The organism is Candidatus Arthromitus sp. SFB-mouse-Japan (assembly GCF_000270205.1).
Taxonomy (GTDB): domain Bacteria; phylum Bacillota; class Clostridia; order Clostridiales; family Clostridiaceae; genus Dwaynesavagella.
Genome location: NC_015913.1, coordinates 429,144 through 444,081 on the forward strand (window position 1 = coordinate 429,144; position 14,938 = coordinate 444,081).

Annotated in this window: 12 protein-coding genes; 11 read left to right on the forward strand and 1 reads right to left on the reverse strand. The window is 28.1% G+C overall.

Translation table 11 applies throughout. From position 1 onward, the window contains the following. Positions 1-10: 10 nt before the first annotated feature. The 8 genes from zwf to nox all read left to right on the forward strand — a co-directional run bounded on the left by zwf (position 11) and on the right by nox (position 11,055). Entirely contained in the window at positions 11-1,492 is a 1,482-nt protein-coding gene (gene zwf / locus SFBM_RS02150; RefSeq protein WP_007440556.1) for a glucose-6-phosphate dehydrogenase, read from the forward strand. Then, entirely contained in the window at positions 1,493-2,113 is a 621-nt protein-coding gene (locus SFBM_RS02155; protein WP_005806929.1) for a cyclase family protein, read from the forward strand. Between the two features lie 121 nt (positions 2,114-2,234). After that, complete coding sequence (locus SFBM_RS02160) at positions 2,235-3,449, forward strand: hypothetical protein (RefSeq protein WP_005806927.1); 1,215 nt, start codon at positions 2,235-2,237, stop codon at positions 3,447-3,449. Then, on the forward strand, positions 3,442-4,146 hold the full coding sequence (locus tag SFBM_RS02165) for an ABC transporter ATP-binding protein (RefSeq protein WP_005806925.1): 705 nt from the start codon (positions 3,442-3,444) through the stop codon (positions 4,144-4,146). Before SFBM_RS02160 ends, SFBM_RS02165 begins: the two co-directional genes overlap by 8 nt. Beyond that, positions 4,147-6,468, forward strand: coding sequence for an ABC transporter permease (locus SFBM_RS02170; protein WP_005806923.1), 2,322 nt, complete (start codon positions 4,147-4,149; stop codon positions 6,466-6,468). It begins immediately after the preceding gene. 104 nt (positions 6,469-6,572) lie between these two features. Beyond that, a complete protein-coding gene (locus SFBM_RS02175) occupies positions 6,573-8,840 on the forward strand; it encodes a peptidoglycan-binding domain-containing protein (RefSeq protein WP_005806921.1) in 2,268 nt (755 codons plus the stop codon). A gap of 111 nt (positions 8,841-8,951) precedes the next feature. Next, the gene (locus tag SFBM_RS02180) at positions 8,952-9,566 is read left to right on the forward strand and encodes a hypothetical protein (protein ID WP_005806919.1); all 615 of its coding nucleotides are present in this window, start codon (positions 8,952-8,954) and stop codon (positions 9,564-9,566) included. Between the two features lie 154 nt (positions 9,567-9,720). After that, on the forward strand, positions 9,721-11,055 hold the full coding sequence (nox, locus tag SFBM_RS02185) for a H2O-forming NADH oxidase (RefSeq protein WP_014017859.1): 1,335 nt from the start codon (positions 9,721-9,723) through the stop codon (positions 11,053-11,055). 38 nt (positions 11,056-11,093) lie between these two features. On the opposite strand, the gene SFBM_RS02190 is transcribed toward nox, so the two are convergent. Beyond that, entirely contained in the window at positions 11,094-12,032 is a 939-nt protein-coding gene (locus tag SFBM_RS02190) for an isoaspartyl peptidase/L-asparaginase (protein WP_005806916.1), read from the reverse strand. Between the two features lie 288 nt (positions 12,033-12,320). Here SFBM_RS02190 and SFBM_RS02195 point away from each other — a divergent pair, with 288 nt between their 5' ends. From SFBM_RS02195 to SFBM_RS02205, 3 genes are all read left to right on the forward strand, one after another. Beyond that, a complete protein-coding gene (locus SFBM_RS02195) occupies positions 12,321-13,319 on the forward strand; it encodes a hypothetical protein (protein ID WP_005806915.1) in 999 nt (332 codons plus the stop codon). An 89-nt stretch (positions 13,320-13,408) separates the two neighbouring features. Continuing rightward, positions 13,409-14,038, forward strand: a complete 630-nt coding sequence (locus SFBM_RS02200) for an ECF transporter S component (RefSeq protein WP_005806913.1) — start codon at positions 13,409-13,411, stop codon at positions 14,036-14,038. A 2-nt stretch (positions 14,039-14,040) separates the two neighbouring features. Continuing rightward, positions 14,041-14,868 carry a pantothenate kinase gene (locus SFBM_RS02205; protein WP_014017860.1) on the forward strand — a complete coding sequence of 276 codons (828 nt, stop codon included), beginning with the start codon at positions 14,041-14,043 and terminating at the stop codon, positions 14,866-14,868. The last annotated feature ends 70 nt before the right edge of the window (positions 14,869-14,938 follow it).

The following is a 14,938-nucleotide window of genomic DNA, read 5'->3' on the forward strand; positions in this document are numbered from 1 at the left end:
GGGGGGTAATATGGATCAAATAAGTATTAATGAACCAAATATTTTTGTTATATTTGGAGCAACGGGAGATTTAACATATAGAAAATTAGTTCCAGCAATTTATAATTTGTATATACAAAACTTGTTACCTGAGAAATTTAATTTTGTTTGTATCGGACGTAGAGATTTTTCTCAAGAAGATTATAGAAATAATGTAAAGAAATCTTTAGGAGAGTTTTCAAAAAGGACATTTACAGAAGAAAATTTTAAAAAATTTTCTGGTATTTTTGAGTATTTGAAATTAGATTTTGTTGAAGATAAGGAATACAGATCTCTTAAAGATTTGATAAAGAGCATGTGTGTGAAACATGGGTATAATGAAAATATACTTTATTATATGGCCGTATCCCCTGAATATTTTTCTATTATAGTAGATAGATTGAGATTAAATGATTTAGCTGATAGTACTAGGGGGATAAAGAGAGTTATAATTGAAAAACCTTTTGGAGAGAATTTAACATCTGCTAGAGAATTGAATGAAAAGATGACAAAGACTTTTACGGAGAAGGAAATTTACAGAATTGATCATTATTTAGGAAAAGAAATGAGTCAAAATATAATGGCAATAAGATTTGCAAATCCAATACTTGAATTCATATGGAATAATAGATACATTGACAACATTCAAATAACTAGCAATGAATCTTTAGGGGTTTTAACGAGAGGGAAGTATTATGAAAAGTCTGGTGCCCTTAAAGATATGTTTCAGAATCATATGCTTCAATTGTTGACACTTATTGCTATGGAACCACCTGTGTCTTTGAATACAGAGGATATAAGGGATGAGAAGGTTAAGGTTCTTAAAGCTATGCCAAAGATTGATGAAAAATTTGTTAGAGAAAATATTGTTAGAGGTCAATATATTGAAGATAGTAAAGGTACTTTAAAGGGATATAGGTCAGAGCAAGATGTATCCAAAGATTCTATGATTGAAACATTTGTTGCTATAAAATGTTTTATTAATAATTATAGGTGGACAGGTGTCCCTTTTTATATAAGAACAGGGAAAAGACTTAGCAAGAAAATAACAGAGGTTGTTATTGAGTTTAAGAATGCGCCATTTGTTTTATATAATGAAGATAATAAGTTACAACCAAATCTTCTTGTTATAAGGATACAACCGGATGAAAGAATATTTCTTAATTTGAGTGTAAAAAAACCTGGAAATGAAAATGAGATTATACCGATTCAAATGGATTTTTGTCAGAATTGTCACTCTCTTATTTCTACAGAGGCATATGAAAAGCTAATGTATGATGCTATAAGAGGAGAATCTACTTTGTTTACAAGATGGGATGAAACAGAATTTTCTTGGAAGTACGTTGAGAAAATATTTGAGATATGGGACAACAATAAGGATATTCCTTTATATAATTATCACTCTTTGAGTGATGGACCTTGTGAAATAAATAAATTATTGCATAAAGAAAATATGAAATGGTGGGATATTTAAATGAGAATACATGATATATCAGCTTTAATTCATCCTGATATGATTGTTTATAAAAATAAGGAAGACAAGAAACCTATAATTACAGTTGTTAGTGATTATAATATGGGAACTAGTTATGAAAGTAGAGCTCTTTTAGATATGCATGTTGGCACTCACATGGATGCTCCTCTTCACATGATTGAGGGCGGAGATAGTATTGAAAATCAAGATTTATATAAATGTGTTACTGATTGCAAAGTTTTTGATTTATCTCATGTTGAAGAGAAAATTGAGATGAAAGATATAGAGAAATACAATATTTCTGAAAATGATTTTATAATTTTTAAAACTAGAAATTCTTTGGCTACGGAATTTGATTTTAAGTTTGTATTTATATCAACAGAGGTAAGCGAATTTCTCGCAGAGAAAAAGATTAAGGGCGTTGGAATTGATGCATTGAGTGTTGAAAGGGATCAACCTAATCATGAAACCCATGAGGCTTTTCTTAAAGAGGGTATTGCTGTTCTTGAAGGATTAAATCTTAAAGATATTATTGAGGGAGAGTATTTCTTGGTTGCTCTTCCACTTAAAATAAAGGGTGCTGAGGGAGCCCCTTCTAGAGCTATTCTTATAGAGAGATAACGTAAGTTATCTCTCTATTTTATTACCATAAATTACACCATTATAAGTTAAATTTAAACATAGTTGATTGAACATACTAATTATAATAAATTTTGCGGTTTAGATTTGAGGTTATAAGATTATGTTTGATAAATTAAAATGTTTATTTAGTTTTAAGTGGTTTTATATTGTACTTTTTATAATCTTAAGTATTTATACATTTTGGGATGAAATTGCAATTGGAAGTGAGACAATTAAGTTTATAAGGGATAGTAAGAAAATTGAAGGGGAGCATGAGGTATACTCTTTTAAAGAAAACAAAGTAAATATTATTAATCTTGATGAAGATTATTTTGGAGATGATGAGTCCATTTATGATGGAGATGTTAAATATATGTATTTTAGACCTATTCCTAATGAAAAGTTATATAGTCTAGATAGTAATAATAAAAAATTTTATGATTCATTTATAAGCATGGATGAATTTAAAGGTGTCTTAGATGTTTTACACAAAAATAATTATATGATAATTAATATCGCAGATCTTTATGATCAGGTTTATAGGGAAGGGAGCTTTAGAGTTAAGCGTAAGATACTGAATATACCAAAGGGTAAGATACCATTTGTTTTATTTGTTGATGATTTTGGGTATAGTTCTTCGAGGCTTATTATTGATGATGAAGATATGCAGGTTAAGATGATTAAAGTTAAAAATGGGAATGAGGAAATAACTGAGGATAATAATGTCATAACAATTATAAATAAATTTGTTCGAGAGAATGAGGGATTTTCTTTTAATAATGCTAAAGGTGTATTATCTATTGTTGATTCTGAGTCTATATTTGGATATAACACTGGTAGGAATATAAGTAAGAGATCACGTATTAGTACTGATAAGATTAAGAAACTATCAAATGATATTTATGAGGCTAAGAGGATAGCAGATAATCTTAAGAATGACGGTTGGATATTCGCGTGTAATACATATGGAAATATAGATTTTAAAGATGTAACACTTAATTTAGTTAAAAATGATATGGATAATTGGTATAGGTATGTATCAAATATAATTGGATATACAAACTTATTTGTTTATCCTTCAGGTAATGTAATAGATAAAAATGATGAGAGGTTTAAGTATTTAAATGATAGTGGATTTAATATTTTTTGTTCATCAATGAAGAAAATGAATAACAAAGATTGCTTCAAAATACAACCGTATGTAAATATAAGCAGGGATTTAATATGTTATGATATAACTAGCTTGCATCACAATGAGTATTATGATATATTGAAGGACATTATAATAAATCCTAGGAAGGCTAAAAAACTATATAAGGAGGGTATTCGTGAATAGGATTGTTGAGTTTAAAAATGTTTCCAAACAGTATAAAGTTGGAGAAGTTATTATTAATGCTCTACACGATGTTAATTTTTCTATAGATAGAGGTGAGTTTGTAGTAATTTTAGGGGCAAGTGGTGCTGGGAAAACTACTATTTTGAATATTCTGGGTGGAATGGATTCTGCATCTGTTGGAGATATTGTTGTTGATGGTGAATCTATTACTAACTTTAGTAAGAATCAGTTAACAAAATATAGAAGAGAGAAAATTGGATTTGTATTCCAATTTTATAATTTGATACCCAATTTAACTGCTATTGAAAATGTTGAATTTGCAACAAGTGTTTGTAAAAATTTTTTGGATGCTAAAGACATGTTAACTAAGGTTGGATTATCTGAGAGAATAAATAATTTTCCGACTCAGTTATCAGGAGGAGAGCAACAAAGGGTGGCAATTGCAAGAGCTATTGCTAAGAATCCGTTACTTCTTTTATGTGATGAACCAACTGGTGCACTTGATTATGATACGGGAAAGAAAGTGCTTAAGCTTTTGTATGAAATAAATCAGACACTTAATAAGACGATTGCTTTAATTACACATAACTCTTTAATAGCACCTATGGCTGATAAAGTTATACATGTTAAAAATGGAACCATAGATCGTATAGATTTTAATGAAAATAAAGTTCCTGTTGAGGAGATTGAGTGGTAGATGAGAGTTTTATTGTTAAAATTATTTAGGGATATTAAAACATCACTTGGTGGATTTATTTCAATAATATTTGTCATTGGGGTAGGTTCTGTATTTTTTTCTGGTCTTTCAAATTCTGTAAGTTCTGTTAGAAATTTAATAGAAAATTATTATGAAAATCAAAAATTTATGGATTATACTGCCTATTTTAGTCAATTATATTCAGATGATATAGAAGCCTATAGATCTAATGAGAAAATCAAGGAAATAAAGCTAAGATATACTATGAATGTTATTAGTAATGTTAATAATAAGGATACTAATTTGAGGATACATACCTTAACTGAAAATATAAATGTTCCTTATATTTATGAGGGAAAGCTTCCCTCAAAAGATGAGATAATACTTGATAAGATTTATATGAAGCTAAATAAATTAGAGATCGGAGATTATATTAGTTTTGACTATAATGGTATAGAATTTAATCTTAAGATATCTGGTATTATGGACTCCCCAGAATATGTTTCTAAAATTAAAGATGATTTTTCTGCAAATGTGGATCTTGATGGATTTGGAGCAGGATATGTAATGGAAGATACTATTAAATTAAAATTTGATGAAAATAATATATCTTATTTCTATACTGAAGCACTTATTAAGTCAAATGAAGATTTAAATGGTGATGAATTTGAGGGAATACAAACTTTTGTAAAGATGATTAAAAGAGAGGATCATGTAAGTTATTCTTCGTTTGATGGAGCCTTAAACCAAATAGACAAGGTTGTTGTAATTTTTCCTATAATATTTTTTATTGTTGCAGGAATTATAACGTTTATATCGATGTCTAAGACGGTTGAAAATCAAAGATCACAAATAGGAATAATGGGAGCACTTGGATTTTCAAGCTATAGGATTTATTTTTCGTATATAATGTACTCAGTTATTGCGTCGGTTTTTGGATCACTTATTGGAGGATTAATAGGTATTTATAGCCTGCCAGGAATAATTTTAAAAACTTTTTCATCTCAGTATACATTTCCAGTATCTAGGCTTAATATTTATTCGGAATATATACTGTATGGGATATTGATTTCTATATTTTTTTCAATTACTGCTACTATAATTTCGTGTCACAAGACACTTAAAGAAGCACCATCTGATGCATTAAGACCAAGACCTCCGAAAAATTCAAAGCACATCTTTTTAGAGAAGCTTAAGTTTTGGAAGAAGATTTCTTTTATTTATAAAATTATTATAAGAAATATATTTCACAATAAGATGAGAATAATATTGAGTTCTGTTGGAATGATAGGAAGTATTTCGTTTTTGATCACTGGATTTTCTTTAAAGTCATCAGTTAATGAACTTTTGGATTATGAATCTAGAATTAGAGATTATGATTTCGAAATAAAGATGGTTAATAGTGTTAATGAGGATGAAATTAAGGGTTACAGTAATTACATTGATGTTGTTGATTTAAATTTTACAACAATTGGGAATGTTCATCTTGAAGACGAAGATATAGAGATACCTGTAGTTATTGTAAAAGGAAGTAATTCCGCTTTAAAACTTGAAGATAAAAAGAGTAATATTATAGGATTTAATGATAGTAGTGTGGTAATCCCATCTAAGCTTTTGGATGACTACAATATTAATATTTCTGATAGTATTAATATTGATATAAATTTTGGTATGAGTTCTTCTAATTTAAATTTATCTGTGAGTGATATTGCACAAATGTATTCAAGTCAAATGATATATGTATCAAGTGAAGTATTAAAGAGGGATAATATAGATATTTCGTTTAATGGTGCGTTTATTAAATTAAGAGGTGAGGATAATATTACAAATATAGTTAATGAGTTAAAGAAAAATGATAACATAAGTTCTATAACTTTATCTGGAGATCTAAGAGATTTTGCAGAGGATATTTTAAGTATGATAAATAGCGTTATAATGATAATTATAGTTGGATCAGCTGTTCTTGCAATATCTGTAATATATAATATTACTTCTATTAATATTTTTGAGCGCATTAGAGAAATTGCTACTCTTTTGGTACTTGGGTACTATGATAGAGAGATAAATAGACTTATATTTATTGAAAATATAGTTCTTAGTGTGTTTGGTAGTATAATTGGAATACCATTTGGTATTTGGTTGTTTAAATATATGCAGATACTTATATCTGATAGAGGCGCAACCTTACCCCAAAATATTTCGGGGTATAGTATACTTTTGTCTTTTATCATGGTTATGCTTTTTTCAATATTTACAAACTTATTATTAAAGAGAAAAGTTTTAAAGGTTAATATGATTGAGGCACTTAAGGGTGTTGAATAAAGGTTTAAGGATTATACTTAAACCTTTTTGTTTGTAAAAAAGTTTAACATATTTTAAAAGTCTTAAATAAACTAGTTATTATTAATAAATCAGGGTGAATTTATTTGGAAAAAGGTTATTTAGTTTTTGAGATTAGTAAGGATAATGGAGCAACTCCAGTTTCTAATGCTCAGATAAAGATAGTTAGTATTGATGGTCGGGAAGTTAATAAGATACTTGGAGTTAATGAGGATGGTAAAAGCGATAAAATTGAAATTTATACAAAAGATAGTAGTTTAACTTTTGATAAGTCAAATGAATGCATTCCATATACGGAAGTGGATGCTGAAGTGAGATTTGAAAATGATAAGATAGTAGAGATTAAAGGAATACAAGTTTATTCGGACATTACATCTGTTCAAGAACTTAAATTTGATAGTAGAGATTCGTTTAGAAAACATCATAAGGATAAGAAAAGTAAGTCTAAGAAAGAACATATTTGCTTTAAGAATGAAGCACCTTGTGTATTAAAATCAAATGAGAATGATGTTAAAATAAAGAGTGGATTGTTAAAAGATGATAAGAGTATAAAACCTGTTGTTAAGGTTGAAGATCTTTCTATACCCGAGTTTATAACAATACATCTTGGAGAGCCTAATGAAAATGGGGAAATTATAACGGTTCCATTTGTTGATTATATAAAAAATGTTGTTTGTTCAACTATTTATCCTACATGGAATGATGAAGCTATAAAAGCAAATGTATATGCTATTGTATCTTTATCATTAAATAGGATTTATACAAATTGGTATAGAAGTAAGGGCTATGGATTTGAAATTACAAGTAGTCCAAGTTATGACCAAATGTATGTCAAAGGTAGGAATTTATTTAGAAATGTTTGTAATATTGTAGATGATATATTTGATAAGTGCATTAAGGTTAATGGATTTCATCAACCTTTTCTTGCTAAGTGTGATAATGTAACTAGTGATTATAGAGTATTATCAAGATGGGGAAGTTTTAGGCTTGCTGAAGATGGGATGGATGCCTTAAATATATTAAAAAAATATTTTGGAGATAATATTGAACTTATAGAGGTTCCAAATATTGAGTGCATTATTAAGAAATATCCGGATAGAGAATTACATCAGGGAAGTTATGGAAAAGATGTTAAGTTTCTTCAGAAAGCTCTGAATTTGATTGGATCAAAATATCAGGGGATATCCAAAATATCGGATATTACTGGGAATTTTGGAGAGCAGACAGAGAAAGCTGTGAGAGATTTCCAAAAAATATTCAATTTAAAAGTTGATGGAATAGTTGGGAAGAAAACTTGGAAGAAGATATGTTTAGTTTATTCACTGATTAAAAGATTGTTTGGAGATTATAATGATGTTGAAGAGGGAGCAATTAATAATGTGTCACTAAGGTTTGGGAATGAGGGACCTTTAGTTAAAGAACTTCAGCATGATTTAAACGATATTTTGAAGTATACTTCTTGGCATGAAAAGTTAGAAGAAGATGGAATTTTTGGGGAAAAGACTAAAAAATCAGTTGAAGATTTCCAAAAAATATTTGGGTTAATTGTTGATGGAATTGTAGGTAAGGATACATCTTCTAGGATTAAATACGTTAAGAAAAATATAAAGAGTCTACAAGATTTTATAAAAAATAGTTTAGATAAAAATAAGAGAGATGATAAGGGTTCTTGTTCGCATGAAAATAGAAATGAAGATAAAAAATTTGAAGCTATACTACCAATTAAGTATGGAGATAAGGGGAAACACATAGAAAAACTTCAGGAGCTATTTAATACTGTGTCTAAATATTATAATTTTTTAGATACTTTAGTTAAAGATGGAATTTTTGGTCCTAATATGGAAAGATTTATAAAAAATTTCCAAAGGAGATTTGGACTAATTGTTGATGGAATTGTTGGGAATGAAACTTTAACTAAGTTGAAAGCTCTTGAAAATGCAATAACTGAATTTAATATGGATTATGAATTAAAAAAAAATGATAAGCAAAAAAATGATGTTAAAGAAGATAATAAGACCGATCTAGAGAGATTATATAGGCAAGAGGAGAGTGAAATTTTTAGTGGATCTTTTAGATCTGAAATTTCTATGGAGTATCCAGGATTTGAATTAGAATTTGGAGATGTGTGCGGATATGTGACTTTGGCTCAACAATATATAAATTTTATAAGAAGTAATTCTATAGGGTACTTTAAAACTAATGTTGAACTTAAGGATGATGGAGTATTTGGGGAGAATACATTAGCCTATATAAATGAAATTCAAGACAAATTTATGTTTAATAGATCACGAAAAATTAATAAGGATGTTTGGAATAGATTAGTTTTGGAATATGAAAAAATTTATAAAGAATAGTTGAATTTATAAGATTTTCTAGCATTATTTTAATGTTTAGGAAATCTTTTAATTTTTAATATGTTAAAATGTTATATAATAGAGTTGAATATGTAGATATAGAGGTGTAGAATGATAAAGTCAAATTTCATTAAGAAGAGTGCGTCATTTGTAGCTGTCATAATGTTATTTTTATTTACCTTGATTTCATGTGGGTCAAATCATCAGAAAAATGTAGTTGATGATTTTTTAAATCATTTAAAAGATGGAAAATTTGAAGAGAGTTTAGTATATCTATCTGATAATGAATCTAAGGAAATGTATGTTAAATATATAGAAAGTTTAACAAGTATGGATGATTTGGATGATGATACAAAAAAGATTTATGATGTTGTAAAAAGTAAGGTTATGGATTTTACATATAGTATAGGGGAGTCCCAAGATATTACTGATGATAGAATAAAGATTAAGGTAACTATAAATAACTTTAATTTATATGATGCGTATAAAAAAACGCTTCAACATATTTTATCAGAAGTTCTAGTTGATCAAGATGCAAGTAATGTATCAAATACAGAGAATATTTCTAATTTATTTATTTCATACGTAGAAGAGCTTAAAAGAGAGAGTAATAATGGGGAATTTACATTAATTAAGCAAGGTGATAATTGGGTTATAGAATTAGATGATGAAGCGTTATCTATTTTATTTTCGAGTTATTTAGATATGATTAATTATTTGAATTAGGATTTAGATTTATTGTATTATTAGTATAATTGATCAAAAATTAACGAATAATAGAGATTATAAAAAATTTTTTAAGATTTATGTTTTTTAATTAATAAAGTGTGTTATAGTATATAGGGAAAATATGTTAAAGGATTTTAGGAGGATGAAGCATTTGAGTAAGATTGTTTTTATTGGAGCTAATCATGCTGGTACGGCAGCTATTAATACTGTTTTAGATAATTATAAAGATAAAGAAGTTGTAGTTTTCGATAGAAATTCAAATATAAGTTTCTTGGGATGTGGAATGGCACTTTGGATTGGTAATGTAATTGATGGTCCAGAAGGATTATTTTATTCTTCTAAAGAGAAGATGGAGGCTAAAGGTGCAAAAGTGCACATGGAGACTGAGATAGAGGACATAGATTTTGATAATAAAGTTATAACTGGAAGAAATAAAAATGGAGAAGAAATTAAGGAAAGTTATGATAAATTAATATTAGCTACTGGATCTCTTCCGATTTCTCCAAATATACCAGGAAAAGATCTTGATAATGTTCAATTTGTTAAATTATATCAAGATGCAGCTCAAACAATAGAGAGGCTTAAGGATCCTAGTATAAAGAAAATAACTGTTATTGGTGCAGGATATATTGGAGTTGAGCTTGCTGAGGCATTTGAAAGACATGGTAAGAATGTAACTTTATTAGATTTAGCATCAACTTGTTTGGAAAGATATTATGATGAGCCATTTACAAAAATGATGGAAAAGAATCTTTCAGATAATAATATAAATTTGAGATTTGGTGAGAAGGTTGTTGAACTCAAAGGTAATGGAAAAGTTGAAAAGGTTGTAACGGATAAAGGTGAAATAGATGCTGATATGGTTGTGTTGGCGATTGGATTTTTACCAAATACATCTATTGGGAAAGGTAAGATAGAGACAATAGGAAATGGTGCATTTAAGGTTAACCTAAAGGGTCAGACTAATATTAAAGATGTTTATGCTATAGGTGATTGTGCAACTATTTATGATAATTCGAAGGATCAAACTAGTTATATAGCACTTGCATCAAATGCTGTTAGAACTGGAATAGTTGCAGCTCATAATGCTTGTGGTACAGAAATTGATTCAATTGGGGTACAAGGATCTAATGGTATTTCAATATATGGATTGAATATGGTTTCTACAGGTTTGACTGTAAATACTGCTAAAATGTTTGGATTTGAACCAGAGTATACCGAATATGAGGATTCTCAAAAGCCAGCATTTATGAAACACAATAATAATAATGTTAAGGTTAGAATTGTTTATGATAAGAAGACTAGGAGAATATTAGGGGCACAAATGGCATCTAAGCAAGATATATCTATGGGTATACATATGTTCTCTTTAGCTATACAAGAGAAAGTTACCATAGATAAATTAAGATTGTTAGATTTATTCTTCTTGCCACACTTTAATCAACCATATAATTATATAACAATGGCTGCTCTTACAGCTAAGTAATAAATAAAGAAACCTATCTTAAGATAGGTTTCTTTATTTTAATCATATTTATAGTTTGATATCCATTTTTCATCAGCTTCAAAAATTTCCATTTTTGAATTGTTATTCTTGCATATTAATATTTTTGTTTGTGAAAATTCATTTGTTACTACGAATGGAAATTCATCTCTATTGGTTGCCACTCCGAAATTTCCATTTTTATCTAAGGCTATTACAGACATACTGCCAGCTTTATATTTTGATAAATTAAACCTTTCAGTATGTTCTTTTATAGCATCTTCACATGATGATTGAATATCTTGTTTAAGTTTCATGCGATTAATTATTGAAATCGAAAGGCATCCTTTCATGATATCTTCTCCAACACCAGTTGCAGCAGCCCCACCAACTAGTGAATCACAATAAAAACCGGATCCTATGACAGATGAATCTCCTACACGTCCTGCCTTTTTTAAAAATAAACCAGAAGTAGATACCCCAACAGCCATATTTTTATTTGAATCTAAACCTATCATGCATACTGTATCATGTCCATCGTATGCTTCTAAGTTGTCCAAATCGAAATTATTTTTTATCTCATGTTTCCATCTATTGATACAATCATCATTTAACATATTTTTAAATTCAAATTTGTTTATGTGTGCAAATTTTTCTGCTCCAATAGAGCTTAAATAACAATTTCTTTTAAATTTACTTAAAGCTATTGCAACTTTTATAGGATTTTTAATATTTTTAACTGAACATATGGCACCAAATGATAAGTCATTACCATCCATAAAAGCAGCATCAAATTCTAGTTCCCCTTCAATATTTGGTAGACTTCCAAAACCAACAGAATTGAATGATGGATTATCTTCAGTTAGTGATATAGCTTTATCAATTGCATCTTTTATGTTGCCATTATTTTTTAAAATATTTTCACCGAGTTTGATACCATCAAAAGCCATTTTCCAAGTTCCAATCATTGAATACTTCATAAGTTTACCTCTATTTTATATATTTTCTAGTTAAATATATAAAGATATATTCTTAAAGTCAACCTAAAAAATTTTAAAAAAATAATTGTATAAAAAATTTTAAAAATGGAATTAATTAAATATCCTTAATTTTTACTATAACTTACTATACAAATTTTTTAAGTTCCTAGCTTGTATTATGAGCTAGGAATTTTTATTTTTTACGATTTACTTAAAATAAACTGATAATAGTACGAAAGATATATAAACATAAATTGTTAATTTTTAAGATTGAGCGGAGTGAGTGAAATGCGGACTTGTGAATTTTGTAAATCTATTATATCTGATGATTTAAAAGTATGTGATAATTGTATTAGCAAGGTTAATGGACTCAGAGAAATACTTGGTAAGAATAAGGAAGAATCGCTTTTAGAAGATCAAGAAATTAAGGAAAAAACTAGGATAGATAAAGAAGAGAGCAAAAAATTTAAACGTGAACTGAGTATGTTGGCTTTTATAATTTTCGTACTTGTTATTTGTATATTCTTGGTATCTTCTCAAAGGAAGTATTACATGGAAGAGAATATGATGTATGAAAATATACAAGATAATTTGAATAATAGAGAATATGATGAAGCCCTGTATAAAATTGATAATTTACTTAAAAATACATTAAATACAAATTATAAAAAAGAACTTACACAGATTAAAAATGACATTAAGTATGACAAAGAATTTGCTAGTAAAGGGTTTGGAAATTTAAATTCACATAATGATTATAAAGAATTTAATTCTATTTATTATAATGGAAATGATGACTTAAATTTGAATAGTCAACAAAATGATTTAGTTGGAAATGGACTCTATTATAATTTCAATTCATTGTATGGACAAGTATCTAACATTGAAAATGATGATCAGATATTATCAAATTACTCAAATAATATATTAAACAAAGATTTGAACTCTCAAACAGATTTTAAAGGGGAAGTAGGAGACATAGAAGATTATATAGATGTTACAGATGAAGAAAAGCAAAAGTTTGTAAAAATAAGCAAATATATAGTTAATTTATCTCATGAATTCTCGATTGTGACGAGATTTCCAAGTATTAAAACGAATATGAAAGATTGGATTATTCAAAGGAATGGAGATATGATTAGGATCAGATCTTATTTGACATATATAAGTGAGTATTCATCAATTATTAAAGATACGTTTGAGATAATTTTGAGAGAAGATACTGGAGGTTATAAACTTATTGATTTATTTATAAATGAAAATAGAATTAAAAATTTAGTTTATTGAAAAAATTATGCCCTTTAAATTTTATAATAATTGGTTTAAAATGTTTGTTACCAAATAATTAATATATTTAAGAAAAAGGAGTTAATTTTATGTATGACAAAAAGAGAGCATTGTTTTTAACTAAATTGGCTATTTTAATTGCAATAGAAATTATAATAGCAGTTACGCCTCTTGGATCATTACCTGCTATAGGTCTAATTGTTATGACACTTGCACATATTCCAGTTATAATTGGTGCTATTGTACTTGGAATAAAAGGTGGATTAATAATGGGGTTTGTGTATGGTCTTCTCAGTTTTCTTGTGTGGACATTTATGCCGCCTTCACCGATAGCATTTTTATTTACTCCATTTTATTCGCTTGGAGAAATCAGTGGTAACTTTTTTAGCTTGGTTATTTGCTTTGTACCGAGAATATTGATCGGATTATTAACTTATTTTTTCATAGCAATTATATTTAAAAATGTTAAAAGTTTATTTTTTAAGACTTTTATTGGTGCTACGATAGCAAATTTTATTTGTTCAGTTATTCTTCTTACACTTGTTTATGTGTTTTTTGGACAAGAATATGCTATGGCTTTAAATGCTCCATACGAAGCTTTAATAGGAATAATAACAACTACGATAGTGACTAGTGGAATTCCTGAAAGTATACTTGGAGGATTGGTAGCATATGGAGTAGCGAAAGTATACAAGGGAGACACTAACTTGGTGGATTAATTATGAAAATAGTTTTAGGAATAGATGCAGGGGCATCTACAACGAAAATAGTTGGATTTAGGGAAAATATTAAAGTAGGATCTATTCAAGTTAATGCAGAAGATCAACTTACATCTATTTATGGAGCAATAGGTAAATTTTTAAATTTATATAGTATTTCTCTCAAAGATGTTTATTCTATTGTGTTAACTGGAGTTGGAAGTTCATTTATTTTAGATGATATATATGGGATAAAAACTTATAGAGTAAATGAGTTTGATGCTATTGGATATGGAGGGCTTTATTTATCACAAAAGAAATTAGCACTAGTAGTAAGTATGGGGACAGGTACGGCATATGTAAAGGCTTGTGATGACTCTATGATACATATTGGTGGTAGCGGAGTTGGGGGAGGAACATTGCTTGGATTGTCTTCTATACTATTGGGTACTAAAGATATTGATATAATTAATGGATATTTTAAATCTGGACAATTAAAAAATGTAGACTTAAGTATAGGAGATATATGTAATGAACCTATTCCTTCTCTTCCTTTAGATTTAACAGCTTCAAATTTTGGGAATATTTTGGTAAATGCTAGTAAAAGTGATTTGTCGATTGGAATACTAAATATGATTTGCCAGACTATAGGACTTCTTGCTATATTTTATGTTAAAAATGACGATATCAAAGATATTGTTCTTACAGGAACTTTAAGTAAGTTTTCTGTTATAAGACAGATATTCGATAGACTTGAATTGCTTCATAACGTAAAATTTATTATACCAAATGACTCTACATTTGCAATATCCATGGGTGCAATTATTTATTATAATAAGTTTTTTAGATAAATTTAATCTTGAAAATTGTATATTTATGTAGATAAAGGAAATAATCTTTTTAAGAGATATTATTTTCCGG